Consider the following 24,498-nt stretch of genomic DNA (forward strand, 5'->3'; position numbering starts at 1 on the left):
GGTTATTCCTGCCTTTATTGTTTCTAAGTTATCTATAAATTCTCTCAATCAGTAAAGCAAACGTTTGCTTATCTTATCTAACTTCTGTAAAATTCAGCTTTCAAAATCTCCTCCCTCCGATTTTATTACTTGAGGTCTTTATGTCTTTATTTCAATTTGAAGAACGTGGTTCTAACGTTCGTCAAGAAGTGATTGCTGGTTTAACGACTTTCTTAGCAATGGTTTATTCTGTCATTGTTGTGCCTGGAATGTTAAGCCAAGCGGGTTTTCCTGCTGAATCTGTCTTTATTGCCACCTGTTTAGTATCAGGTTTAGGCTCAATTTTAATTGGTTTATGGGCAAATGCACCAATGGCTATTGGTTGTGCGATTTCATTAACCGCTTTTACCGCTTTTAGTTTAGTCATCGGTCAAAATGTGCCAATTCCCGTAGCATTAGGTGCCATTTTCTTAATGGGGATAATTTTTACCTTAATTTCTGCAACAGGTATTCGTAATTGGATTTTACGTAATCTACCACAAAGTATTGCTCACGGTGCAGGGATCGGTATTGGTTTATTCTTATTAATTATTGCGGCAACAAATGTAAAATTGGTAATTAATAGTGGTATGGATATTCCTGTAAAATTAGGTGATTTCACCTCTTTTCCTGTATTAATGTCTTTAATTGGATTGGCTGCAATTATTGGGTTAGAAAAACTCAAAGTAAAAGGCAGTATTTTGTGGGTAATCATTGCAATTACTGTTGTTGGCTTAATTTTTGATCCAAATGTAAAATACGCTGGCTTTTTCAAAATGCCAACTTTTGGTGAAAATTCTCAATTCTTAACGCTTGATATTATGGGGGCTTTAAATACGGCTATTTTGCCTGTTGTTTTTGCCCTTGTAATGACCGCTATCTTTGATGCAACAGGAACAATCCGAGCTGTCGCCGGTCAGGCAAATCTATTAGATAAAGATGGGCAAATTATTAATGGCGATAAAGCCCTAACCTCTGATTCATTCGGTTCAATCTTATCTGGCTTATTTGGTACTGCACCTGCTGCGGTTTATATTGAATCTGCCGCAGGTACTGCTGTAGGTGGGAAAACAGGTTTAACTGCGGTTGTTGTGGGTATCGGCTTCTTACTGATGCTCTTTTTCCAACCACTAGCATTCTTAGTACCAAGCTATGCAACAGCACCTGCTTTAATGTATGTAGGATTACTAATGTTAAGTAATGTATCTCGCCTAGATTTTAACGATTTTGTCGGTGCGATGTCAGGCTTAGTTTGTGCCGTATTTATTGTATTAACGGCAAACATTGTAACCGGTATTATGTTAGGCTTTGCAACGCTTGTAATCGGCCGCCTAGTTTCAGGCGAAGCGAAACAATTAAATGCAGGTACAGTGATTATTGCGATTATTCTAGTCGCATTCTACGCTTTCAACTTAGCTATCTAATTTGCAAAAAATAAGAAAAAAACAACCGCTTGTAGCACCAGTTACAAGCGGTTGTTTTTTATTTTAATTTTGCGATTAAGATAATACCGCTAAAAATAGATTTAATCCTAAAATCCCCAGCGCTACACTTAAAAAGGTATTCTTTAACCATATATAGCTTCCCAATACACAAACTAAGGCAAAAAGCTGAGCAAATAAGGTATTAAATCCTTCCCCATTTTTAGGGAATGCTAGGCTTGTTAGAAGTAATAAAATCATAATAACAAGCGGTAGCATTTTGTTTAATTTTTGCAAAATAGGCGAAGATAATACCTTTTTCGGCAAAAACTCAGGTAGAAAACGGCAAAGTTGAGCCCCCAGAATAAGTGCGACAAACATAATCAAAATATCATTTGTACTCATTTTCTACTCCTTTTAATTCCTTTTTCGCAGAAAAAGATTGAGGCAAAAATGCAACAATAATCATTGCTACAAGAATAGCGACCAATAGCACACTTGTTTCTGTAATTTGGCGGGCAAGTAAAAAACCAACTAATGCTATCACTATCGACTTCCACTGCCTTTGGTTTTTATATTGTTCATAAGCTAAAATTGCAAATAAGCACGGTAATGCAAAATCTAAATTAGGAATATAATCCGCAACAGAATCGCCTAATAAAACACCTACTACGGTAGAAAATGTCCAATAAAACACGCTTAGGGTTGATACTTTAAAAAATAAGGCTTGTTTCTGTTCTTTTGGTAAGGTAGATAAAACCGCAAATCCCTCATCGGTTAAGCCCCCTATTGATACCCAACCTTTTGCCCGAGATTTCGGTTTATGCTCCATCATATTTAATGTGTAGAAACAAAATCGCAAACTCATCAATAAGGTGCTAAGAAATACTGAAACCACTCCAGCTCCAGAAACAAAAAATGGAATAGCTGCATATTGTGCTGTGCCAGATACTACCGTAAAACACATCGCAATCGTAAACCAAGCAGGCATTCCCGCATTGGTTGCTAACATTCCATAAGCCACACCGGCAGCAAAATAGCCCATAAAAATTGGTGTGGTTAATTTAATCGCATATTTCCAACTATTTTCCATATTCAATAACATCAATCCTAAAATAAAGCGTTAATTATTACTTATTCAAATAAAATAGCAAGCGGTCGTTTTTGCTTAAAGGCTTTCAAATAGAGAGATTAATAGATTAAATCTGCATACTTTATTACTTTATTTTATTTTCATCGTTAGCTTGAAATGATAGACTTCATCACTTTATTTTTATCGGAAAGTTATTGAGAACGTATAATGAAATCTTTTAAATTCAAATCTTTATTACCTGTGCTGGGCATAGCAACTATTTTTGCAACGAATAATGTGCAGGCAGAAGGTCGTTTAACGGTTTATTGTTCCGTACAAAACAGTGTATGTGAAGATATGACTAAACAATTTTCACAAAAATACAATGTTGATACCAAATTTGTACACGGTGGTACAGGCACTATTTTTGGTAAAGTAAAAGCAGAATCAGCAAACCCTCAAGCAGATATTTGGTTTGGTGGCACCATTGAACCTCACTTCCAAGCTGGAGAGTTAGGGCTATTAGAAGAATATCGTTCGCCTTTACAAGCAGAAGTACTCCCACAATTTAAAGGATTAATTGAAAGTGAACAAGGGAAATTTACCTCCATTATTTATATGCTCGCACTCGGTTTTGGTGTAAATACTGAAAAATTAGCAAAACTTGGCGTAGAAACACCACAAACCTGGGAAGATCTGTTAGACCCTCGTTTAAAGGGCGAAGTACAGCTACCAGATCCTCGTAGTTCTGGCACAACTTATACTGTCATCACGACACTTTCAGCCTTGTGGGGAGAAGAAAAAACCTTTAAATACCTCAAACAACTTAATGCGAATGTTTCACAATATGTTAAAAGTGCATTAGTCACCAGCAATTTAGCCCGTGGCGAAAGTGCGGTAACAATCGGCTTCGTGCATAGTTACACCACAGAAAAAGAAAAAGGAGCCCCTGTAGAAGCGGTCATTCCACAGGGCAAAGTGGGCTATGCATTAGGCGGTGTAAGCATTTTGAAAAATGCCCGTAATTTAGAAAATGCGAAACTCTTTATGGATTGGGTACTTTCTAAAGAAGCACAAGAAATTCCAGCTAAAAATCATAAAGTTTATCAAACACCAACAAATGTAAATGCTGATGTTGCACCACAATCAACTAAAGCTGATGCCCTTGAGTTTGTTGAAATTGATTATCAAAAAGCAGGCTCTAGCGATGAAGGTAAACGTTTAGTAGATAAATGGCTTACAGAAATTAAGTTAGCCAAATAATTAATGAGTTATATTCTGTATCTTGCCCAATTAGCATATTCATTTTCTAATAATTTATGTATTATGTATAAGTAATTTATTGGGAGGCATTATGGCGGATGCAGAATTTATTCGTTTTTTACTTGACCAACTCTCCTCTATTTCCAATCTAAGTTCCAAAAAAATGTTTGGTGAATATTGCTTATTTTATCGAGATAGAATTGTTGCAATCATTAACAAAGAGTACCGCATTTTTGTTAAAGCCAATGATGAGACTTTGCCTCTCTTTTTAGCCGAAAATGCGGAACAATTTAGCTATCTTGCTAAAGGCAAATTGCATAAAATGCATTATTGGACTATACCCGAATTAGCGGTTGAAGAGCCTGAAGAATTAATTAAATGGATTCGATTAGGCATACAAGCGGTCTAATTTAGCTCATAATTTACTAAAAGCAGGCCTATTCACTAATTTCCTAACACTTAAAATCAGATTAACAATGAACCAGAAAAAGACTATTTCTCTTATTTTATTGGCGGTACTCGCTATACTATCCTATTTTTTAACTGATTCTGATGAACAAAAAACATCAACCAATAATAAGCAATCCACGAATATAACAGCCCCTGATTTTTCATCAGCATCATTAGGAAACTATGATGTACATATGAAAAATGATCGATTAAAACAAAATATTGTGGAAACCGATTATTATACATTAGCACTTTCGTGGTCCCCTGCATTTTGCCAACGTCAAAAACGCAATAATAATGGGAAAATCCCTTCACATTTAAAATACCAATGTGATGGCACCCAACAATTTGGGTGGGTTATTCACGGGTTGTGGCCACAAAGTAGCAAAGCAAAGAGAATTGAAGAACATCCTCGTTATTGTCAAGGCGATCTGCCTATGGTGGCTGAAAATACCATTAAAGCCTATATGAGTGAATCGCCGGGAGCTACCTTATTACAAGGTCAATGGGAAAAGCACGGAGCCTGTGCATTTAACCAAGCGAGTGAATATTTTGAAAAACAAAAAGCGTTATATAACGCATTAAATCTACCTGATTTCCATAGTCCAAAATCAGATTTATTTAATTGGATGCGAGCGAATAATCCTCAGCTTAATGGTGTATATTTAGGAAGTAGCAAAGAAGAGCTCTATATTTGCTACAATAAAAATTGGCAACCAATGGACTGCCCTCGTTAATGAATGACATCCGCCAGCTGAAGATGCAAGTTCAACGTCAATTAAAACGTGATCTTGAACGAGCAAATGCTTACTTCAATAAAACCTTTACTCCACCTGCCATCAACTATGCTGTGCGAGGTGTGAAGGCAGGTGTTGCATATCTTGAACGAAACGAAGTTCGATTTAACCCAGTATTATTAGTAGAAAATAAGCAAGCATTCATTAGCCAGGTTGTACCTCACGAACTCGCACATATTTTGGTTTATCAACATTTTGGGCGAGTACAATCACACGGTAAAGAGTGGAAAATGATGATGGAAACAGTATTAGGTGTTCCAGCTGATATTTACCACTGTTTTGATACCCAAAGTGTACAACAACAATTTGCATATCAATGCAACTGTCAAACACACCAGCTCTCTATTCGACGACATAATGCCATACAGCGTGGAAATCGGCAGTATATTTGTCGCCGTTGTAAAAGTATTCTCACTCTTATGGGTTAAAATTAAAATAAATGAATAATTCAGCTAGACATTATTTTTTTACTGCCTAAAATTCTATCCAGTTTTTATTTTTTGATCTTAATCATATTTTCGGAGTATTTTATGGAAACAATAGTGATTGTTGGTGGCGGTGCTGGCGGATTAGAACTTGCGACTTATTTAGGTAATAAACTTGGACGTAAGAAAAAAGCAAAAGTCATTTTAATTGACCGCAACGCAACACATTTATGGAAACCGCTACTGCACGAAGTTGCAACTGGTACCATTGATGAAGGCACGGATGCTTTAAGCTATCGAGCTCACGCTAAAAACCACGGTTTTGAATTTCAGCAAGGCACTTTAGTGGCAGTAGATCGTGAAAACAAATCTGTTTCACTTGCCCCTATTTACAATGATAAGCAACAATTATTAGTAAAAGAACGTAATATTCCTTACGACAAATTAGTTATTGCTATCGGTAGTAAGTCGAATGATTTTGGCACCAAAGGAGTTGCAGAACACTGTATTTTCTTAGATGGCTCAGAGCAAGCAAAAGACTTCCAAAAACGAATGATGGAGCTATTCTTACACTTTTCTCATAGTGAAGATAAAGATGTAAAAATTGCGATTGTCGGCGGAGGTGCGACTGGTATTGAACTCTCTGCAGAACTTTATCATTTAGTTAAACACCTCAACTCTTACGGTTTTGGTAAATTACACCGTGCAAGCTTAAAAGTAACCCTTATTGAAGCTGGAGCTCGCTTAATTCCTGCCTTACCAGAAAAAGTCTCTATTGCAGCCTTCCACGAGCTAAAAAAAGCAGGGGTTGATGTGCGTTTAGGCACAATGATCACAGAAGCCCGTCCTGATGGCTTAATGACTCGCTTAGGCGAAAAAATTGATGCTGATATTATGGTATGGGCCGCTGGTGTAAAAGCCCCAGATATTACACGTGAGTTTGGCTTTGAAACTAACCGCTTAAATCAAATTGAGATTAAAGACACCTTACAAACAACCGTTGATGATTCCGTATTTGTAATTGGTGACTGTGCAGCATTAATGCAAGATGGGAAACCAATTCCTCCTCGAGCACAAGCAGCACACCAAATGGCAACTCGTTGTGGTAAAAATATCGTTGCATTAATTGAAGGTAAAGAGATGAAACCATTTAAATTTAATGATAAAGGTTCATTACTTTCATTCTCTCAATTTGGTACTGTTGGCAACTTAATGGGAAATTTAGTCAGTGGCGATATGTTTATTGAAGGAAAAGTCGCCCGTCTTGCGTATCTTTCACTTTACCGAATGCACCAAGTTGCATTACACGGTTGTGTAAAAACTGGCCTTATTGTATTAGTCGGTCAAATTAACCGTTTCTTAAGACCAAGTATGAAATTACACTAAATATAGTCTCATTGAATATAATACAAAAGGGATAAATCCAACGATTTATCCCTTTTACTTATTAGTGGCTTTCAGTTTCCTTTTTTTCTTGAGGAAGTATCAGATTCATAATAATTGCCGCAATCGCACAAAGGCTAATGCCTTTAAGCGAAAACTCGCCAACATTGATAAACATTCCACCAATACCAAAGGTCATTACTACCGAAACAATACAAAGGTTACGTGCTTGTCCCATATCCACTTTGGCTCGAATTAAGGTACTCATACCAACAGCGGCAATAGAACCAAAGACTAACATCATAATACCGCCCATTACTACACCTGGAATGGTTTGTAAGAATGCCCCTACTTTACCGCAAAATGAAATCGCAATCGCCCAACACGCTGCCCAAGTCATTACACGAGGATTGAAGTTCTTAGTTAGCATTACCGCTCCTGTTACTTCCGCATAAGTGGTATTAGGCGGGCCACCTAAGAATGAGGCTGCGGTTGTCGCAACACCATCACCTAATAAGGTACGATGTAGGCCTGGCTTATTCATAAAATCTTTTCCTGTTACCGAGCTAATTGCCATAATGCCTCCTACGTGCTCAACGGCAGGTGCTAAAGCAATAGGTAATAAATATAAAATAGCCTCTAATTTAAATTCAGGTGTTGTTATTGTTGGCAAACTAAACCAAGCAGCTTCACTTACTTTTGAAAAATCAATAATGCCATATACTAATGACAAAATATAACCAACAACAATACCAAACATAATTGGCACTAATTTCATCATCCCTTTTGCAAATACCGCTACAATCAAGGTCGTAATCAAGGTTGCCATTGAAATAATTAATGCCGTATTTGGCTCAATTTCAGTACCTTTTGCTAGTGCCATATCAACTGCAACAGGTGCAAGCCCTAAACCGATAATAATAATAACTGGCCCTACAACAACTGGTGGGAATAATTTTTCTAGAATTTTCGCTCCTTTTAATTTTACTAAGGTACTTAGTAAAAAATAAACTAAACCAGTAAAAACAAGCCCGCCCATTGTTACTGGAATCCCCCATTGTTGAACACCATATTGAATAGGGGCAATAAACGCAAAAGAAGAAGCTAAGAAAATAGGTACTTGACCTTTAGTACAAATTTGGAAAAGTAAAGTCCCGATCCCTGCGGTTAAAAGTGCCGTATTCGGATCTAAGCCTGTAATAAGTGGCATTAAAACTAAAGCCCCAAATGCCACAAATAACATTTGTAAGCCAACGAAAGCCTGCTTAGGTGTGCTGATAGTTTGATTTGTCATTTTGTTTCAACTCTCTGTTTGAATTAACGTATGATAAATACTCACAAGCGGTCAAATTTAGCAAATTTCTTACCAAATTCAACCGCTTGTTAAGGATTAAAATTATGCCTTACGGCTATCTTGATGATCTTTTGCTGCCTTTATAAAACCAGCAAATAACGGGTGACCATCACGTGGTGTCGAAGTAAATTCCGGATGGAACTGAGCAGCCACAAACCACGGATGATTTGGTACTTCAATAATCTCGACCAATTTACGATCCGCAGATAAACCTGTTACTTTTAGACCTGCCGCTTCAATTTGTGGAAGTAATTTATTATTCACTTCATAACGGTGGCGATGACGTTCTTCAATGGTTTCGGCACCATATAATTCACGGGCTTTTGAACCTTCAATTAAGTGACATTGCTGAGCACCTAAACGCATTGTACCGCCTAAATCTGATTCATCAGAACGGGTTTCCACATTACCTTCTGCATCTTGCCATTCCGTAATCAAGCCGATTACCGGCTGTTTGCAATCTTTATCAAATTCTGAAGAGTTCGCCTCAGTTAAGCCGGCAACATTACGAGCATATTCAATTAAAGCAATTTGCATACCTAAGCAAATACCTAAGTAAGGAATGTTATTCTCACGAGCATATTGTGCAGTACGAATTTTGCCTTCTACACCACGATAACCAAAACCGCCTGGCACTAAAATACCGTCTAAGCCGGCTAATACTTCCGTGCCTTTGGTTTCGACATCTTGAGAATCAATATACTTGATATTTACCGTTAAGCGATTAGTTAAACCAGCGTGTTTTAATGCTTCGTTTACTGATTTATAAGCATCTGGTAATTCCACGTATTTGCCGACCATACCGATAGTCACTTCGCCTGTAGGATTAGCTTGGCGGTATAATACTTGCTCCCACTCAGATAGATCCGCTTCTTTGCAGTCTAAACGGAAACGGTCACATACAAATGAGTCTAAACCTTGCGATTTTAATAATTCCGGAATGCGGTAGATTGAATCTACATCTTTTAATGAAATAACTGCACGCTCTGGCACATTACAGAATAATGCGATTTTTTTCTTCTCGTTCTCTGGAATTGCACGATCTGAACGACAAATTAACACGTCGGGCTGAATACCGATTGAAAGTAATTCTTTTACCGAGTGCTGTGTTGGCTTCGTTTTCACTTCGCCTGCGGTTGGAATGTAAGGCACTAATGTTAAGTGCATAAATAAGGTTTTTTCACGACCGACATCAACTGCTAATTGGCGTAAAGCTTCTAAAAACGGTAAAGATTCAATATCACCTACCGTGCCACCCACTTCCACGATTGCCACATCACGACCTTTTCCGCCCTCAATTACACGAGCTTTGATTTCATTTGTAATATGCGGAATAACTTGAATGGTTGCCCCTAAATAGTCGCCACGACGTTCTTTACGTAATACTTCAGAGTAAATTTTGCCACTCGTAAAGTTATTTGCTTTGCTCATTTTTGAGCGGATAAAACGCTCATAATGCCCTAAGTCTAAGTCGGTTTCCGCCCCATCTTGAGTAACAAATACTTCACCGTGCTGAGTTGGGCTCATTGTACCGGGGTCAACGTTAATATAAGGGTCAAGCTTCATAATGGTTACATTTAAACCACGAGCTTCAAGAATAGATGCAAGAGAGGCTGCTGCAATACCTTTACCTAAAGAAGATACAACACCGCCCGTTACGAAAATATAATTCGTTGCCATTGTTATTGCCTTTGCTGATTAAATGAATTGAAAATAAGGTTAATGTTTACTTTTAATAAAAGAAAACTATTAGGACGGGAGCATAGTTTACAGTAAATTCGATGGAATAGCTATCAGAAAAATAAACAAGCGGTTGTAAATTTTTAGGATTTTACGACCGCTTGTTCATAGCCTTATTTCAAAGAAAAATCAACGAAAATAATTATTCTTCCGCACAATACTTTGTGGCCATCTCTTTTAGCACTAAATCAAAATCGCTTTCGTAGCTTAAATCTTGTTTTACTCGGTATTTTTCAAATTCGCTTAATGCAAATGAACGGGCAATTTCGGTGGTTACTTTGCCTGCGTCTTGTAAAATTTCTCTATCTGTTGCATCTAAAAAGCGATTAAGGCGGGTTTCCCAATCTTGCATTGTCATCGGAATTTGGCGAGAAGCCATATCTTCCGCCATATCTAAGTATGCAGAAACCAAGCGTTGTAGTTGGGTAAGTTCATTGTCAGATAGGTAATTTTTGGCAACCACTACATCAAATGGATAAATTTTACCATTCGGCGCATCTTTCCAGTTTGTTAGCCCCATATTAGGTTGCTCTGCATTGGCTCGAGCCATAATGAGTTCGGCTGCCGTATGCCCGTGAATAGCCCAATGTAGCTTATTTTGCACAGTAGCAAAAAAGCGTTTGGTGGCAGTTGCGGTACGGTCGTAATCTACCGAGGTAGCATAAATATCGGTAATTTTTTGGTAGAATTTACGTTCCGATAAACGAATTTCCCGAATACGGGCGAGCTGTTCTTCAAAGTATTTTTTACCTAAAATGGTACCATCGTTTTTCAGCCGTTCATCGTCCATTGCAAAGCCTTTAATTGCAAAACTCTGTACTATTTCTGTCGCCCATTTGCGAAATTGTACCGCTCGCTCCGAATTCACTTTATAGCCTACGGCAATAATTGCGGAAAGATTGTAATGCTTAGTATTATAGTTTTTGCCGTCAAGGGCAGTTATCCAAAAATATTGGATAACTGAATTTTCGTTCAATTCTTGATCTGTAAAAATTTTCTTTAAGTGATAGCTAATAGTTCTTACATCAACATCATATAATGTAGCCATCATTTTCTGACTTAGCCATACATTTTCATCAGCATAAATCGCATCAACTTGGCTTTCACCCTGTGCGGTAATAAAGGTTAGATATTCAGCAACTGATGAGCGGATCAGATCGTTTTTCTCCATTGTATTTCTCCTACCAAATAACACTGTAATTATACCCACTATTTTAGTATTTACTAGAATACATTGCTATTTTTGCGATCTGAATCGAAAAAATAAAAAAAGCGGTTGCAAAATTTTTTCATTTTACAACCGCTTGTCATACTATTTTTTATTTTACAAAGCTATCAAATGTTAGCTCGTAATTATCACCATCTCGGCTATAAGAGATATAACGAGGGAACTTCTCACCTTCATATTTTTTTACGGTAATATCTTTGCTGTCGCTCGTTCTAAATCTATAGGTTATTTCTTGATAAGTCTTACCACCCGATTTAACCTCTTTTTGAGATTTACGTAACTGCACATTTGGTGTTGGATATAATTTTTTACCATTTGTTGTCTGGAAACTTGCTGGTAATTTATCATAATAACTTAGCTGAAATGCTGTCGTAAACAAGTCAAATGTTGGCATTGTTAATGCCTCTTCTTTTAATGGTTCTCTTGCTTTACCATATTTTACTGTTGTTGAGTCAATTTCCGCTAACGCATAAGTTTTTCCATTACGAGTATCTCGATAACTTAGCATATTAAATTGATTATTACGCTCTGTTCCTTTTGCAGAAAAAACAATTTTATATAACGGTACATTAATCTGAGCTTTGATCTCATATTTACCACCGCCATTATTAAAATTAATATAAGCCGGCATTAAGTAATTTGAACTATATTTGATTTTATAACTTTCTGCAGAAGCCGTTGAGATTAATGCAAAAGCTGTAAATATTAAAGTTGTCAATTTCTGCCAAATTTTCATCTATTTCTCCTCTAAAGGCATACGTTCAAATAAGCGAGAAATCGCATTATTATCCCGTAGTTGTTCGGCTTTCTCCACCTGCGTTTTCGTTAAATGTGGTGAAAAATAGTTAATGAAATCATACATATAGTTACGTAAAAACATTCCTCGTTTAAATGCAATTTGTGTCATACTCGGCTGGAATAAATGACTTGCATTAATCGCAACTAAATCTTGATCGTCTTTTGTGTGAGCCATTGATGCCATTATTCCCACACCAAGCCCTAGCCGTACATAAGTTTTAATTACATCTGCATCTGTTGCAGTAAATACAATGTTTGGCAAGATCCCTTCTTTATTAAAAGCGTGATCTAAATCAGATTGCCCTGTAAAACCAAAGGTATAAGTGATTAAATCATACTTGCCTAGTTCTTCGACACTTAACTTTTCACTTTGGTTCACAAAAGTTGCAAGCGGATGCTCTGGTTTAACAATAACTGAACGATTCCACCAATAACAAGGCAATAAAATAGCCTCTTCGAATAAATATTGTGCTTCTGTCGTAATGGCTAAATCTACTTCGCCAGCCATCAATGCATCATAAATTTGATTTGGAGAGCCTTGATGCAGATGTAAACTAACATCTGGGTAACGAGCTTTAAATTTCTCAATTACCTCTGGTAACATATATCGTGCTTGGGTATTTGTTGTAGCAATACGTAATATTCCTTTATTAGGGCGAGTTTGCTCTTCTGCTACAGATTTAATGCTTTGTGCTTTTACTAATAATTCTCGGGCGATCGCCACAATTTTTTCGCCTGCTGGAGTTAATCCTTTAACGTGCTTACCATTACGCTCAAAAATATTAATACCTAACTCGCTTTCTAATAAACGAACTTGCTTACTAATACCTGGCTGAGAGGTATATAGCACTTCTGCTGCTTCAGTGATATTTAAATTTTGGTTTACAATTTCAACTATATAGCGTAATTGCTGTAATTTCATTTTATCTTCCTTCTACAATTTCAATAAGTTGTTTAATTGTATGAATTTCATACGTAGGCTTAATAGCGGTATTATTTTCTTGCTTAGATGTGTTTATCCAACAAGTATCGATGCCCGCATTGTTCCCACCTAGCACATCTGAAGCTAATGTATCCCCCACCATTAGCACTTTGGTACGATCGAACTCGTCCATTAAAGCAAAAGCATAATCAAAGACTTGGCGATCAGGCTTAGCTGCACCAATTTGTTCAGAAATTACCACTATTTCAAAAAAATGTGAGGTTTTTGTATTTTCTAACCGTTTTTGCTGCAATTCGGTAAACCCATTAGTAATTATGCCCATTTTCACCTTGCCATATAAGGCATTGAGCATATCAATAACCCCCTCTAGCGGTTTACTGACTAATGCCATTTCTGCCATTAATTCCTGATTAAGTTGTAGAGGTTCAACCCCGGTTTGTGCAGATAATTTTGCAAAACGGCGAATTTGAATATCTTGAGCCGTAATTTCGTTATTTTGATAAGCAACCCAAAGCGGTTTATTTATTGCTTGGAATTCTTGGTAATCTTGTTCAGTAAAATCAATCTGATAGCGAGCGAGCATTGCTTTTAATCCTAAATAAGAATTAAAAGAGAATAATGTTTCATCGGCATCAAATAAAACCCATTGGTATTTCATACTATCCCTTTATAAAAACAAGCGGTTGAATTTGTGCTATTTTTTGCAAAAAAGCCCTAAAATTTCACCGCTTGAAACTTCATACTGTTAAGCATAACATTCTTTCATTTTTTGTTGAATCCATTCTACAAAACATTGTATTTTAGGTACCTGTTTTGATTGAGGGGAATAAACAACATAGAAAGATTTCTCATCAAATAATGAGGTTGGAAAAGGCTCAATTAATGTGCCTTTATCAATTTCGTGTTGTGCCAATATCTGATTAGCAATGGCAATGCCTTGTTGGTGCATTGCTGCCTGCAACACCATAAATGTATGGCTAAAAATAGAACCCGTTTCTGCATCTACTTTATCTTCAATTTTAAGATGCTCTACCATTTTCTTCCATTTATTATAGGTTGATGAATGGAGCAAATGTTTATCCACTAAATCTACTGGCGAATGAATACTATTTTGTGACAGATAATCTGGTGACGCTAAAATCACGATACGAGACTCTGTTAGACGAATGGCTTCTAAGTCGTTCCAATCACCTTTACCGTAATAAATAGCCACGTCCGTTTCTTTACCTAATAAACCTTCATCTTGATCAACACCTTTAATTCTAACTTCAACTTCAGGATATTTATCGTGAAAATCGGTTAAACGAGGAACTAACCAATGCATACCAAATGTTTGTGGCACACTGATAGTCAGAATCTGACGGCTACTCTGCTGACGCACTTTATCTGTTGCAAGTGCGATTTGCTCTAATAATGGTTGAATTTCATAGAAATATTGTGCACCTAACTCGGTAAGCTCTAATAAACGATTTCGTCGATAAAATAGAGAAATACCTAAAAAATCTTCTAATAATTTAATTTGATGGCTCACAGCAGCCTGCGTAACGAACAGATCTTCGGCCGCTTTAGTAAAATTTAAATGCCGAGCAGCAGATTCAAATGCTTTTAACGCATTTAATGGGGGTAATTTTATATTCATAGTAGTTTAGTAATTGCTTATGATTAGGACTTGTTTACTAAGTAAACTCATTATTTTTTCTGATAGATTAAATTAAAAAATTTCGTTTGAGACTCCAAATGAGAATATATAAAATAGCGACATACTTAGATGGATAGTTTTAGATTTATATCTATTCCTAAATTTTAAGTATGATGTTGTGTTTGCATATTGGTCTAGGAGACTAGACTAGAGTAACGAAAGTTACTCGTTTCACTTCCTGTATATTTTGAACCGTTTTGGTTTATAGCCGCCCACTTTGGGCGGTTTTTTCTATGCAGTCACCAACATTCTTGGTGCTAATTCTATCTTATTCCCTATTTTTATTCTAGTTTTATTCCCTTTTATTCTATTACTTTAGTCTGTTATAAAAAGAGGTTTTATAGTATTCTAAGTGTAATTTAACTATTTTAAATGTTGAGAGTCCCTTTGAGTAAACCTAGATTAACCCAAAATCAAAAACGTCGAATTCAATCTAATCATCATAAACGCATCAATAAAAAAGAAATTGAATGGCAAGATGAAATGTTAGGTGAAATCCAACAAGGTATTGTTGTCACTCGCCACGCAAAACACGCTGATGTAGAAACCGAACAAGGTGAAATATTCCGCTGTAACCTACGCCGTACCTTAAAAAATGTAGTCGTGGGAGATAGTGTTTCTTGGCGAAAAGGGAGTGAGCAATTACAAGGTATTAGTGGTGTAATTGAAGCTGTTTTTCCACGTAAAAATGAACTGACCCGCCCTGATTATTATGACGGCATTAAGGTAATGGCTGCCAATATAGACCAAATTATTATTGTTTCTGCTGTATTACCAACGCTATCACTTAATATTATCGACCGTTATCTTGTTATCTGCGAAACAGCTAAAATTCCAGCATTAATTGTGCTAAACAAAATTGATCTATTAAATGAAGAAGAAAGACAAGCCGTTCAGCAACAATTAAAAATTTATGAAGATATTGGTTATGAAACTCTCTGTTTATCTGCTGACACTGGCGAAAATATGGACAGACTACACCAATATTTAGCTAAAGGTACATCTATCTTTGTTGGGCAATCAGGTGTAGGCAAATCTAGCTTAATTAATCAGCTTATGCCTGAGGTCAATGCATTAACAGGTGCTATTAGCAATACCTCTGGCTTAGGGCAACATACTACGACCGCTTCACGATTATATCATTTACCGCAAGGTGGAAATTTAATTGACTCACCTGGTATTCGTGAGTTTGGCTTATGGCATTTAGAACCAGAACAAATTACATTAGGCTATCGAGAATTTCAATCTGTATTAGGCACTTGCAAATTCCGAGACTGTAAACATAAAAATGACCCGGGTTGTGAATTACGACAAGCGGTCGAAAATGGTAAAATTTCTGCAATTCGATTTGAAAATTACCACAAATTAATTGAAAGCCGAGAAGAAACCAAAAGCCAACGGCATTTTAGAACAGACGATTTATAATAATGGTAGATTTATTTACATATCCAGAAGCGAAACTTATCGCTGGTGTTGATGAAGTTGGAAGAGGCCCTTTAGTTGGGGCTGTTGTCACTGCAGCAGTTATCTTAGATCCGAATAATCCAATTCAAGGCTTAACCGACTCTAAGAAACTCTCTGAGAAAAAACGCTTAGCCTTAGCTGAAGAAATTAAAGCTAAAGCCCTAAGCTGGGCAATAGGTCGTGCAGAGCCTGCTGAGATTGATGAGCTTAATATTTTATATGCTACAATGTTAGCAATGCAACGTGCTGTTGCAGGACTGCATATTCAGCCTGATTTTGTGCTAATCGATGGTAATCGAATTCCACAACTGAGTATGCCAGCTCAAGCCATAGTGAAAGGCGATAGCTTAGTAGCTGAAATTAGTGCGGCTTCGATTATCGCAAAAGTTGCCAGAGATCAGGAAATGGATGAATTAGATAAAGCTTTTCCCGAATATGGTTTTGCTAAACATAAAGGTTACCCAACTAAATTACATTTTGAAAAACTCACACAATTCGGTGCAACGCCTTACCATCGTAAGAGCTTTGCTCCTGTGCGAAAAGTGCTTAATTTAACCGATTAAAAGGAAAATTTTATGACTAAAGAATACCAAGAAACTATTTTTACGAAAATTATCAATAAAGAAATTCCAGCAAATATCGTCTATCAAGATGAGTTGGTAACAGCTTTTCGTGATATTTCGCCACAAGCACCAACACATATTTTGATTATCCCAAATAAATTTATTCCAACCGTAAACCACGTAACAAGTGAAGATGAATTAGCATTAGGCCGATTATTTACCGTTGCTGCAAAACTGGCTAAAGAAGAAGGTATTGCAGAAGACGGCTATCGCCTAGTAATGAACTGCAATAAAAATGGTGGGCAAGAAGTGTTTCATATTCATATGCATTTACTTGGCGGACAAAAATTAGGCCCATTGGTAGCAAAATAATATGGCAAAATCTTTTTCATTTATTGCAATTTTTTCGCTTTTTCTAACCGCTTGTGCGAACAACCCTGTAAGCTATTTACCTACTGGCACAGATCCTATTATCAATATTGAAGCAAATATTGCTGATAATATTAAACTTGATGCGAATGGGAAAAAAGCCATCATCACTAATTTGACTAAATCACCGCTTACGGTAATTTATAAGCTCTTTTGGTATGATAAAGATGGTGTTACACAATTATTTAACGGTATTGATGAAAGTACTAATTGGCAAAAAATAGGGCTTCAACCTGAACAAAAGCACACAATTATACTAGTTAAACCTACAGAAGAGAGCGTGAATTATCGTCTCTATCTACGTGGAGATAGATAGTACGATATAGTACAATATATTGCATATAAAAAAAGCAGATCAAAAGATCTGCTTTTTGCTATTTTAAGAGGCATATAGGACAAAATAGTTGGTCTTTTTGCATTTTATATGCCTATAGGACAAAACAGTTGGTAATGAATATTTTTGTTTATTCTTACCAACTATTTTTATTCAAAAAATCCTNNTTATGTTTTATTTTCCAATTATATATTTTTAAATAAAATTCATTTTTTGAACTTGTTTTTAATGTTTTAATAATTGTTTTTAATTCTCTACCAGCGTGAGATTGATGTTTCTTTCTTAACGCTCTCATTATGATTGCAACCAAATGAAATTGACACATTTGAGTCGGCGTATTTAATATATCTTTTAACAAGCCTCTCCGTCCATCACAGGTAATTGATTGAATTATATAGCCTTTTTCTCGTAAACGATTTAAGGCTTTCTTGTGGTAAATATCTTTCTCTGTTTTAACTATTTGATGATAAACCACCTTTTTAGACAATGAATCTATGAATACCATTACACCAAAATCTCGATGAAAGAAGGTCGTATCAATAATTAAATTAAGATATTGATGAGAAGGAGGATTTAATAACGATTTAGGGGATTTTTCTAAATATCGGCGAATTGTACGAGGAGAACAATGATATTTATTTGCTAATTGTTGTTGTGTCTGTTTTCCAACAGAATAATCATACCAAATTAATTCAGCATTTAATTTTTGTTTAAATGTAAATGTTTTATTACAACTTAAACATTTATAACGTTGAGTATTATTTTGAGTGCCATATTTCTGTATTAGGGAATATTGGCAAAAAGGACAGTTTTTTGTTCATTTTTCAAAAAGGTGGCTTAAAGCCTTGTAATATAAGGTATTAAGCCACTTTTTACCAACTATTTTGTCCTATATGCCTTTTAAGAATGGATTGCTTTGTTTTTCTCGCCCTATTGTTGTGTGCGGGCCGTGCCCTGGTATAACAATAAAATCATCATCTAAATCAAACATTTTTGTTCGGATTGTGCTGAGTAATTGCTCGTGATTACCAAGATAAAGATCCGTTCTACCAATACTATTTTGGAATAATACGTCGCCACTAAACGCTATTTTATTCTCAAAATCAAAAAAACCAATATGACCTGGAGCGTGCCCTGGAAGATGGCGAACTTTATATTTTAAATTTCCAACTTCTATCAGATCATTTTCTTCTAGCCAATGATCAGGCAAAAAAGCCTTAACTGGAGGAAACCCAAATTGTGCACACATTTCAGGCAAACGCTCAAATAACGGTTTATCTGTAATATGTGAGCCAAATACTTCAACTTTAAAATGATCACGCACTTGCTCAACAGCCATAATATGATCTAAATGACCGTGTGTAAGTAGCAATTTTTGCACATTTAATTGTTGCGATTCCACAAATTGAATAATTCGATCTGCATCGTCACCAGCATCAATAATAGCGGCATTTTTATGCTCATCCCAAACAACAGTGCAATTTTGTTGAAAAGGACTAACTGGAATAATTTGTAAATTAAACATAAAATACGACCGCTTTATGCACCTCGCCAAGTGCGTACCGGGCCGGTATCAACGTGAACAAAGTTACTACGAGGGTAATAACCTACACCACCATTATTTAGGCTTTCTGCCGCTTGCTTCACTTTCGCAAGCCCTACGCCTGATACACGGAAATCGACCGCTTGTCCACGAATGTGATAGCTTTGGCTGGCAACACCACGGCTTCTTCTGCGTAGTCTTGCATTTGTTTGTGGTGAACGATAGCCACTTAACACTAGAATTTCAGCATTGCGGAAACCTAAACGACGTTGTAATTGATTCAGTTTCACAAATAATTTCGGATCAATGGCTTTAACTTGATTGATATGACGATCTCGCATCAAATAATTTAAACGCCCCAGATCAGTTTTGTTTAATCCACCTACACCAAATTTTGCGGTATAAGTATCGCCTGTATTAATATTACGAAAACGTAATGCAATAGGGGATGGTGTAGAAAGCGCTGCCATCACTTTACCCGGCAGAAGGCTAGCCCCTAAAACAAGTCCGCCAAGTGATAACCACTTACGACGCTGAACATCAATTTGTTTCATTTTTACCTCATAGGTTAGCTACTGATTCATAGAAAATAGCTCAATTTCTAGCTATTTTCTATAAACCGATAGAATAATAAAAAAGACTTTAAATTCAAGCATAAATATAAAGTCAATTAAAGACGAAAAAAGTTCCAAGAAGATTATCAATCTTCTTGGAATCTTTAAATTAAATTATGCTTTTTAATTTTGCCCAATTAATTGAGTATTGCGGAATTTTCGCATCAAAATTATAAATATCTGGTAAGGTTTGTATTTTTCCGCCTTCAACCCAAGATGTTACATAATATAAATAAACTGGGTTATCAGAACGAATTTGTGCCGAAGTTGTTTTTTTACTGCTTAGCACTTTATTCTTTCTATCTTGGCTCCAACCAGCTTCTTTTAAAAGAATGGTTGCTAACTCATCTGATTTTTCTACACGAACACAACCAGAGCTTAATGCTCTTCCTGTTCTCCCAAATAAGCCTCTATTTGGTGTATCGTGTAAATAAATAGCATCTGAGCTTGGCATATTAAATTTATAACGGCCTAAAGCACTATCATCACCTGCTTTTTGGCGAATGCGATATGGTGTACTCTTTGCATTCACATATTGTGACCAGTTGATACTACGTGGATTTACCTTATTTCCGCTACCGTCTAAAATTTCTAAACTCGCACGCTCAGCATAGCCAGGATCTCTTGCTAATTTAGGCACAATGTCTTTTGTCATAATGCTTGTTGGAACGTGCCAAGGTGGGTTTACAACCACATTACTTAACTTGCTATACATTACTGGTGTGCGGCGATCATTACGTCCTACAATCACTTTCGATTTTAATGCTAAAGCACCATCACGGAAATAATATAGCTGATAACTAGGAATATTTACAAAAATTCCATTATTAAAACTTGGAATAATACGTAAACGTTGTGCATTCAGTGCTAATTTATAAAAAGACCCATTTGCTCCAGTTCCAGTGTTTCCTTGCTTACTTGCACCCGCCATAGCAAGCACTCTCTCTGCAGTATCTTGGTATAAATGGTTTCTTGGCACTAAATTAACCACAAATTTCCCTGAATTTCCATCATTTACGGCATTAACCCATTTTCCAACAAGATCTGCTGACGGAGTTTTCGTTCTATAACTACCTAAGTTATATAACCAAGTATTCGCATTTTTAGAGACATTTTTATTGTAATATAGATAGTCTAAAAAACTATCCGTTAATAAAATATCTCGCCCTAAACCTTCTGGTTGGTTTAGTATTTGTTGCAATGCTTTTGCTGATTTAGATGAAACACCACTTGCTGAAAATAACGCATATTCTTTTAAAAACGCTTGTTCTGCAGACTTATCACTCCACATTGCTGTAAACTGATTATCTAAATAGATTTTGGTAGTAGTTTGGCTAAGCAATAAGGTATTACTACCAATTTCTTGCTGAACTCTTGTTTCAGCTTCTGCAAATTTTCTAGCCTGCTCTTGTCTAATTTGCTCTTGTTGTAACGCATAATCAGCTTGCTTCATCAATTCAGCAGCTCGAGCCTGCTGAGCAGCAAAACTTAATTGCGGTAAAATAGTATCTTGAACAACAGGTGTAACCTCTGCTTGAGCTGCACTTGTTGAACTCGGTAAGCTTGCTGTTTGAGCAATCACACTTCCTGAAAAGGCAGCGATAATAGGTAATAATTTAAAGGTTTTCACCTTATTCATTGCATTCATCCTTCATTGTAAATTGATTTAAATAATAGACCGCTTAGCTCCCTAAGCGGTTTCTAATAGATATATTATAACCATATTTATGGTTTTTTATCAATTTCTGACCAATCTATCACCATTTGTACAGCTTCTTTCAAGAAGAAATCCGGTGCTTCATAATCTTTTGGTAAGTCATCAATATTTTTTAGTGTTTTCTTACCTTCACGAGTAAAACGAGCATTTAAATCTTTTAAACGCTTAGCGTCATCTGCTTTATTCTCTTTTAAACGTTCTTGTAAGTTTAGTGATAAAAACTTACGCTCATCACGCTCTTTACGAATCGCAATATCTTCATTTAATACAATAAATTCTGGATGTTTTGCAATACGCTCATTATGTTTAGCTGTTAATGTAGAAACAGCATCTCTTGCATTTCCTACTTCAGCATAATTTGCTGCAGGCACTTTATCCCACGGTAATGCATTATCTTCAAAGCTTTCGCCCGTTTTCGCCGCATTAATAATTTCTGGGAATTTAATATCTGCATCTACCCCTTTTAATTGGGTACTTCCACCATTAATGCGATAGAATTTTTGAATCGTATATTGAATAAAACCTAAAGGCTCTTGATCCAAATCATAAATAAAGTTTAATGAACGACTTTGTTGTACCGTTCCCTTACCAAAGCTTTGCTGCCCAACAATAATTGCTCGATTATAATCTTGCATTGCTGCTGCAAAAATTTCTGATGCCGAGGCACTATGGCGGTTAATCATCACCATAATATTACCATTATAGGCAATCTTAGATTCTGGATCTTCGTGTACTCGAATACGATTAAACGCATCTTGAACCTGAACTACAGGCCCTTCTTTAATAAATAGCCCTGTTAATTCAATAACTTCTGTTAATGAGCCACCACCGTTGCCACGCAAATCAATAATAAGCCCTTCTACATTTTGCTTATTCATTTTGGCTAACAGTTTTCGAACATCATTTGTCAGGCCAATGTAAAACGTTGGTATTTTGATTACCGCTACATTTTTTCTATTCGTTTTTTCAACCGTTAATTTTGCGGCACTGTCTTCAATTCGCACTTTATCACGCACAAGTGTGATAATCTTCGTTTTACCACCTTTTGCTGGCTCAATTTCTAAGCGAACTTTAGTCCCTTTTTTACCTTTGATTTTATCGACTACATCATCTAAACGCCAACCGATAACATCTTCAATTTCGCCTTTTTCACCTTGTCCTACACCAACAATTTTATCATCTACTGCAATTTTCTTACTGCGAGCAGCAGGACTTCCCGGCACTAAAGACTTAATACTCGTTACATCATCTTCCATAGAAAGTGTTGCACCAATTCCCTCTAAAGAAAGATTCATACTTTCTTGGAATGATTTTGCCGCACGAGGAGATAAATAGCTCGTATGTGGATCAATTTCACGGGAGAACGAGTTTAGATAAGTCTGTAAAATATCATCAGCTTTTACTTGTGTTAGACGTTTAATTGCAAAGTTATAACGCTTCACTAATGTCTTTTTAATTTCAGGCCATTTTTTATCTTTTAGGTATAAATTGATAATATCGTTTTTAACACGCTGTTCCCATAAACTATTTGCTTCTTGCTCTGTTGTTGGGAAAGGTGCTTTATCTCGTTCAATTTCTATTTGATCATTGCCTTTTAAATTGGGTTCTTTATCTAATAAAGATAAGGCATAACGATAACGCTCATAGCGACGCTTAGACATTAGTTCATACATTGCAAATGCAGCGTCAAGCTTACCAGCATAGAGATCATCATCTAGCGACAGAGCATATTTTGCACGCATTTCATCAATATCTGATTGCAGAAAAGTATTATGAGCTGGATCAAGCCAATCGATATAACGATTAAAAATTTTAACCGCAAATTCATCATTTAATTCAAATTTATGATAATGAGATTGCGTTAAACGAGCAGTAACTCGCTTTGTAGATAAACTGTGTTGCTCATTCGGTTTTGGAATAACTATTGCACTCTCTTTAATATTAGGCTGTACGGCAAAAGCACTCCCAATAAATAAACCTAAACTAACCGTAATAATTTTATTTAATTTTGTTAATTTCATACTCTTTTCCAAAATTATCAAGCGGTCATTAATTTGCAAAATTTTGCAAAAAATTAACCGCTTGTTGAGTCGTAAAATAGGTCGGAAAACTTATTTACGACCAAATTTACTTGCTAAAGCAGCTAAACTTTCATCTGATGCTTTAGGTAAATTATCAGATGCTGCTTTCTTAGCTTTATATGCTGCACGTTTTTTAGCATTTTCTTCACGTGCTTTTTGTTTAAAAAATGCTTTACGTTGTTCTTTACGCTCTTGTGCTTTACGTTCTGCGACCACGGCTTTAGCTGCGGCTAATGTTTCTGCTGCGTGAGCTGCTTCTTCTTCGCTTACCACACCAACCTCTTCGCCTTGTAACCCAACACGAGCGACATTTGCTTGGCTAGCAGCTAAATAACGCCAAGAATTTGTATAATTACGTAACACCTGACGTAACAAAGTTTTACTCACTTTCTCATCATCACTCAATGCTTCGGCTAAATCTTGGAAAAGCCCAACTTTTAGCGGTTTTACCTCACCTTCTAGGCTAAAACAAAGCGGGAATTTTTCTGCTAAATAAGCAACAACTTCCTTTGTACTTGGGTTTGTTTTATTGTTAGTTTGTTCTGTTTTTTGTTCTACTTGTTGTTCCGACATAAATAAGTCCCGTTTAATAAAAGAATTCAATAATTGAATAAGATAAAATCTAATTGAATAAGATAAAATCTAACTGGATACTATATTTGATTTATAAGGCTTCGTCCATATAATTTACACCAACAGAGTACAAATACCATAGACTCTTTTTTTATGAGATTGTTCAGAAAAGTATAAAAAATCGTTTGCGTAAAAAATGAATAAGTGGTGTAATGGCGAAAGCTGTTCGTGCGTTAATTAAAGTTGAATCTTTTTAGTTATTTTCCTAAAGGTAAGTGATTGATAGATACGTCTGTAATATCCCGTTTAGCTGTTTTTATCACTTTTTATATTTTATAAGGAAAATCCTATGTCAGCAGTTACTGGTACAGTAAAATGGTTTAATTCAACTAAAGGTTTCGGTTTCATCACACCAGATCAAAGTGGAAAAGATGTATTCGTTCACTTCTCTGCTATTGAATCAAACGGCGGCTACCGCACATTAGAAGATGGTGCAAAAGTTCAATTTGAAATCCAAGATTCAGAACGTGGTGCATCAGCAGTAAACGTAAAAAACATCTAATTCTTAATTGATCTGATTGTAAATGCC

26 protein-coding genes are annotated in these 24,498 nt (G+C 36.2%); 11 read left to right on the forward strand and 15 right to left on the reverse strand.

Annotation, left to right across the window (positions count from 1 at the left end; genetic code table 11):
* Window positions 1-140: 140 nt before the first annotated feature.
* A complete protein-coding gene (locus PTQ27_RS01685; RefSeq protein ID WP_273748334.1) occupies window positions 141-1,442 on the forward strand; it encodes an NCS2 family permease in 1,302 nt (433 codons plus the stop codon).
* A gap of 75 nt (window positions 1,443-1,517) precedes the next feature.
* On the opposite strand, the gene PTQ27_RS01690 is transcribed toward PTQ27_RS01685, so the two are convergent.
* Both PTQ27_RS01690 and PTQ27_RS01695 read right to left on the reverse strand, forming a co-directional pair.
* A complete protein-coding gene (locus tag PTQ27_RS01690; RefSeq protein WP_273748333.1) occupies window positions 1,518-1,844 on the reverse strand; it encodes an AzlD domain-containing protein in 327 nt (108 codons plus the stop codon).
* The gene (locus tag PTQ27_RS01695; protein WP_273748332.1) at window positions 1,831-2,532 is read right to left on the reverse strand and encodes an AzlC family ABC transporter permease; all 702 of its coding nucleotides are present in this window, start codon (window positions 2,530-2,532) and stop codon (window positions 1,831-1,833) included. The genes PTQ27_RS01690 and PTQ27_RS01695 overlap by 14 nt, the downstream gene beginning before the upstream one ends.
* Before the next feature lie 207 nt (window positions 2,533-2,739).
* Between PTQ27_RS01695 and PTQ27_RS01700 the strand changes: the two genes are divergently transcribed.
* From PTQ27_RS01700 to PTQ27_RS01720, 5 genes are all read left to right on the forward strand, one after another.
* On the forward strand, window positions 2,740-3,774 hold the full coding sequence (locus PTQ27_RS01700; RefSeq protein ID WP_273748331.1) for an ABC transporter substrate-binding protein: 1,035 nt from the start codon (window positions 2,740-2,742) through the stop codon (window positions 3,772-3,774).
* A gap of 91 nt (window positions 3,775-3,865) precedes the next feature.
* On the forward strand, window positions 3,866-4,183 hold the full coding sequence (locus PTQ27_RS01705) for a TfoX/Sxy family protein (protein WP_273748330.1): 318 nt from the start codon (window positions 3,866-3,868) through the stop codon (window positions 4,181-4,183).
* Window positions 4,184-4,250: 67 nt separating this feature from the next.
* A complete protein-coding gene (locus PTQ27_RS01710) occupies window positions 4,251-4,961 on the forward strand; it encodes a ribonuclease T2 family protein (protein ID WP_273748329.1) in 711 nt (236 codons plus the stop codon).
* A complete protein-coding gene (locus tag PTQ27_RS01715) occupies window positions 4,961-5,449 on the forward strand; it encodes a SprT family zinc-dependent metalloprotease (protein WP_273748328.1) in 489 nt (162 codons plus the stop codon). The genes PTQ27_RS01710 and PTQ27_RS01715 overlap by 1 nt, the downstream gene beginning before the upstream one ends.
* Window positions 5,450-5,551: 102 nt before the next feature.
* Window positions 5,552-6,832 carry an NAD(P)/FAD-dependent oxidoreductase gene (locus PTQ27_RS01720; RefSeq protein WP_273748327.1) on the forward strand — a complete coding sequence of 427 codons (1,281 nt, stop codon included), beginning with the start codon at window positions 5,552-5,554 and terminating at the stop codon, window positions 6,830-6,832.
* 61 nt (window positions 6,833-6,893) lie between these two features.
* On the opposite strand, the gene PTQ27_RS01725 is transcribed toward PTQ27_RS01720, so the two are convergent.
* The 7 genes from PTQ27_RS01725 to PTQ27_RS01755 form a co-directional block, all read right to left on the reverse strand.
* Window positions 6,894-8,123, reverse strand: coding sequence for a uracil-xanthine permease family protein (locus tag PTQ27_RS01725; RefSeq protein WP_273748326.1), 1,230 nt, complete (start codon window positions 8,121-8,123; stop codon window positions 6,894-6,896).
* Between the two features lie 102 nt (window positions 8,124-8,225).
* Window positions 8,226-9,863, reverse strand: a complete 1,638-nt coding sequence (gene pyrG, locus PTQ27_RS01730; RefSeq protein ID WP_273748325.1) for a glutamine hydrolyzing CTP synthase — start codon at window positions 9,861-9,863, stop codon at window positions 8,226-8,228.
* Between the two features lie 202 nt (window positions 9,864-10,065).
* A complete protein-coding gene (locus PTQ27_RS01735) occupies window positions 10,066-11,094 on the reverse strand; it encodes a virulence RhuM family protein (RefSeq protein WP_273748324.1) in 1,029 nt (342 codons plus the stop codon).
* A 148-nt stretch (window positions 11,095-11,242) separates the two neighbouring features.
* Window positions 11,243-11,887, reverse strand: coding sequence for a hypothetical protein (locus PTQ27_RS01740; protein ID WP_273748323.1), 645 nt, complete (start codon window positions 11,885-11,887; stop codon window positions 11,243-11,245).
* Complete coding sequence (gene cysB, locus PTQ27_RS01745) at window positions 11,888-12,871, reverse strand: HTH-type transcriptional regulator CysB (protein ID WP_273748322.1); 984 nt, start codon at window positions 12,869-12,871, stop codon at window positions 11,888-11,890.
* A 1-nt stretch (window position 12,872) separates the two neighbouring features.
* Entirely contained in the window at window positions 12,873-13,550 is a 678-nt protein-coding gene (yjjG, locus tag PTQ27_RS01750; protein WP_273748321.1) for a pyrimidine 5'-nucleotidase, read from the reverse strand.
* A gap of 87 nt (window positions 13,551-13,637) precedes the next feature.
* The gene (locus tag PTQ27_RS01755; protein WP_273748320.1) at window positions 13,638-14,531 is read right to left on the reverse strand and encodes a transcriptional regulator GcvA; all 894 of its coding nucleotides are present in this window, start codon (window positions 14,529-14,531) and stop codon (window positions 13,638-13,640) included.
* Between the two features lie 447 nt (window positions 14,532-14,978).
* Here PTQ27_RS01755 and rsgA point away from each other — a divergent pair, with 447 nt between their 5' ends.
* From rsgA to PTQ27_RS01775, 4 genes are read left to right on the forward strand one after another with little or no spacing between them, the layout of a single operon-like run.
* Window positions 14,979-16,016: a small ribosomal subunit biogenesis GTPase RsgA gene (gene rsgA, locus PTQ27_RS01760; RefSeq protein ID WP_273748319.1), complete on the forward strand. Its 1,038-nt coding sequence runs from the start codon at window positions 14,979-14,981 to the stop codon at window positions 16,014-16,016.
* Between the two features lie 2 nt (window positions 16,017-16,018).
* The gene (gene rnhB, locus PTQ27_RS01765) at window positions 16,019-16,618 is read left to right on the forward strand and encodes a ribonuclease HII (protein ID WP_273748318.1); all 600 of its coding nucleotides are present in this window, start codon (window positions 16,019-16,021) and stop codon (window positions 16,616-16,618) included.
* Between the two features lie 12 nt (window positions 16,619-16,630).
* Complete coding sequence (gene hinT / locus PTQ27_RS01770; protein ID WP_273748317.1) at window positions 16,631-16,990, forward strand: purine nucleoside phosphoramidase; 360 nt, start codon at window positions 16,631-16,633, stop codon at window positions 16,988-16,990.
* A 1-nt stretch (window position 16,991) separates the two neighbouring features.
* On the forward strand, window positions 16,992-17,363 hold the full coding sequence (locus PTQ27_RS01775) for a YcfL family putative periplasmic lipoprotein (protein ID WP_273748316.1): 372 nt from the start codon (window positions 16,992-16,994) through the stop codon (window positions 17,361-17,363).
* A gap of 154 nt (window positions 17,364-17,517) precedes the next feature.
* Here the strand turns inward: PTQ27_RS01775 and PTQ27_RS11525 are convergent, their stop codons facing one another.
* The 6 genes from PTQ27_RS11525 to proQ form a co-directional block, all read right to left on the reverse strand.
* Entirely contained in the window at window positions 17,518-18,165 is a 648-nt protein-coding gene (locus PTQ27_RS11525; RefSeq protein WP_434802817.1) for an IS256 family transposase, variant Zn-binding type, read from the reverse strand.
* Between the two features lie 105 nt (window positions 18,166-18,270).
* Window positions 18,271-18,906, reverse strand: a complete 636-nt coding sequence (locus PTQ27_RS01785) for an MBL fold metallo-hydrolase (RefSeq protein WP_273748314.1) — start codon at window positions 18,904-18,906, stop codon at window positions 18,271-18,273.
* Window positions 18,907-18,920: 14 nt separating this feature from the next.
* Complete coding sequence (gene mepK, locus PTQ27_RS01790; RefSeq protein WP_273748313.1) at window positions 18,921-19,478, reverse strand: peptidoglycan L,D-endopeptidase MepK; 558 nt, start codon at window positions 19,476-19,478, stop codon at window positions 18,921-18,923.
* 169 nt (window positions 19,479-19,647) lie between these two features.
* Window positions 19,648-21,177: a L,D-transpeptidase family protein gene (locus PTQ27_RS01795; protein ID WP_273748312.1), complete on the reverse strand. Its 1,530-nt coding sequence runs from the start codon at window positions 21,175-21,177 to the stop codon at window positions 19,648-19,650.
* 86 nt (window positions 21,178-21,263) lie between these two features.
* The gene (gene prc / locus PTQ27_RS01800) at window positions 21,264-23,276 is read right to left on the reverse strand and encodes a carboxy terminal-processing peptidase (protein WP_273748311.1); all 2,013 of its coding nucleotides are present in this window, start codon (window positions 23,274-23,276) and stop codon (window positions 21,264-21,266) included.
* Between the two features lie 90 nt (window positions 23,277-23,366).
* Window positions 23,367-23,909 (reverse strand): RNA chaperone ProQ, encoded by a 543-nt coding sequence (gene proQ / locus PTQ27_RS01805; protein ID WP_273748310.1) that lies wholly within the window; start codon window positions 23,907-23,909, stop codon window positions 23,367-23,369.
* A 349-nt stretch (window positions 23,910-24,258) separates the two neighbouring features.
* Here proQ and PTQ27_RS01810 point away from each other — a divergent pair, with 349 nt between their 5' ends.
* Window positions 24,259-24,471, forward strand: coding sequence for a cold-shock protein (locus PTQ27_RS01810; protein WP_273748309.1), 213 nt, complete (start codon window positions 24,259-24,261; stop codon window positions 24,469-24,471).
* The last annotated feature ends 27 nt before the right edge of the window (window positions 24,472-24,498 follow it).

The sequence above is a fragment of the Mannheimia cairinae genome, from assembly GCF_028649535.1.
In the GTDB taxonomy this organism is placed as follows: Bacteria; Pseudomonadota; Gammaproteobacteria; order Enterobacterales; family Pasteurellaceae; genus Mannheimia; species Mannheimia cairinae.

Bases quoted from the DNA above. Each gene is read 5' to 3' on its own strand.
- PTQ27_RS01685 (WP_273748334.1), top strand. From the start codon at position 141: ATGTCTTTATTTCAATTTGAAGAACGTGGTTCTAACGTTCGTCAAGAA.
- PTQ27_RS01690 (WP_273748333.1), bottom strand. From the start codon at position 1,844: ATGAGTACAAATGATATTTTGATTATGTTTGTCGCACTTATTCTGGGG.
- PTQ27_RS01695 (WP_273748332.1), bottom strand. From the start codon at position 2,532: ATGGAAAATAGTTGGAAATATGCGATTAAATTAACCACACCAATTTTT.
- PTQ27_RS01700 (WP_273748331.1), top strand. From the start codon at position 2,740: ATGAAATCTTTTAAATTCAAATCTTTATTACCTGTGCTGGGCATAGCA.
- PTQ27_RS01705 (WP_273748330.1), top strand. From the start codon at position 3,866: ATGGCGGATGCAGAATTTATTCGTTTTTTACTTGACCAACTCTCCTCT.
- PTQ27_RS01710 (WP_273748329.1), top strand. From the start codon at position 4,251: ATGAACCAGAAAAAGACTATTTCTCTTATTTTATTGGCGGTACTCGCT.
- PTQ27_RS01715 (WP_273748328.1), top strand. From the start codon at position 4,961: ATGAATGACATCCGCCAGCTGAAGATGCAAGTTCAACGTCAATTAAAA.
- PTQ27_RS01720 (WP_273748327.1), top strand. From the start codon at position 5,552: ATGGAAACAATAGTGATTGTTGGTGGCGGTGCTGGCGGATTAGAACTT.
- PTQ27_RS01725 (WP_273748326.1), bottom strand. From the start codon at position 8,123: ATGACAAATCAAACTATCAGCACACCTAAGCAGGCTTTCGTTGGCTTA.
- pyrG (WP_273748325.1), bottom strand. From the start codon at position 9,863: ATGGCAACGAATTATATTTTCGTAACGGGCGGTGTTGTATCTTCTTTA.
- PTQ27_RS01735 (WP_273748324.1), bottom strand. From the start codon at position 11,094: ATGGAGAAAAACGATCTGATCCGCTCATCAGTTGCTGAATATCTAACC.
- PTQ27_RS01740 (WP_273748323.1), bottom strand. From the start codon at position 11,887: ATGAAAATTTGGCAGAAATTGACAACTTTAATATTTACAGCTTTTGCA.
- cysB (WP_273748322.1), bottom strand. From the start codon at position 12,871: ATGAAATTACAGCAATTACGCTATATAGTTGAAATTGTAAACCAAAAT.
- yjjG (WP_273748321.1), bottom strand. From the start codon at position 13,550: ATGAAATACCAATGGGTTTTATTTGATGCCGATGAAACATTATTCTCT.
- PTQ27_RS01755 (WP_273748320.1), bottom strand. From the start codon at position 14,531: ATGAATATAAAATTACCCCCATTAAATGCGTTAAAAGCATTTGAATCT.
- rnhB (WP_273748318.1), top strand. From the start codon at position 16,019: ATGGTAGATTTATTTACATATCCAGAAGCGAAACTTATCGCTGGTGTT.
- hinT (WP_273748317.1), top strand. From the start codon at position 16,631: ATGACTAAAGAATACCAAGAAACTATTTTTACGAAAATTATCAATAAA.
- PTQ27_RS01775 (WP_273748316.1), top strand. From the start codon at position 16,992: ATGGCAAAATCTTTTTCATTTATTGCAATTTTTTCGCTTTTTCTAACC.
- PTQ27_RS01785 (WP_273748314.1), bottom strand. From the start codon at position 18,906: ATGTTTAATTTACAAATTATTCCAGTTAGTCCTTTTCAACAAAATTGC.
- mepK (WP_273748313.1), bottom strand. From the start codon at position 19,478: ATGAAACAAATTGATGTTCAGCGTCGTAAGTGGTTATCACTTGGCGGA.
- PTQ27_RS01795 (WP_273748312.1), bottom strand. From the start codon at position 21,177: ATGAATAAGGTGAAAACCTTTAAATTATTACCTATTATCGCTGCCTTT.
- prc (WP_273748311.1), bottom strand. From the start codon at position 23,276: ATGAAATTAACAAAATTAAATAAAATTATTACGGTTAGTTTAGGTTTA.
- proQ (WP_273748310.1), bottom strand. From the start codon at position 23,909: ATGTCGGAACAACAAGTAGAACAAAAAACAGAACAAACTAACAATAAA.
- PTQ27_RS01810 (WP_273748309.1), top strand. From the start codon at position 24,259: ATGTCAGCAGTTACTGGTACAGTAAAATGGTTTAATTCAACTAAAGGT.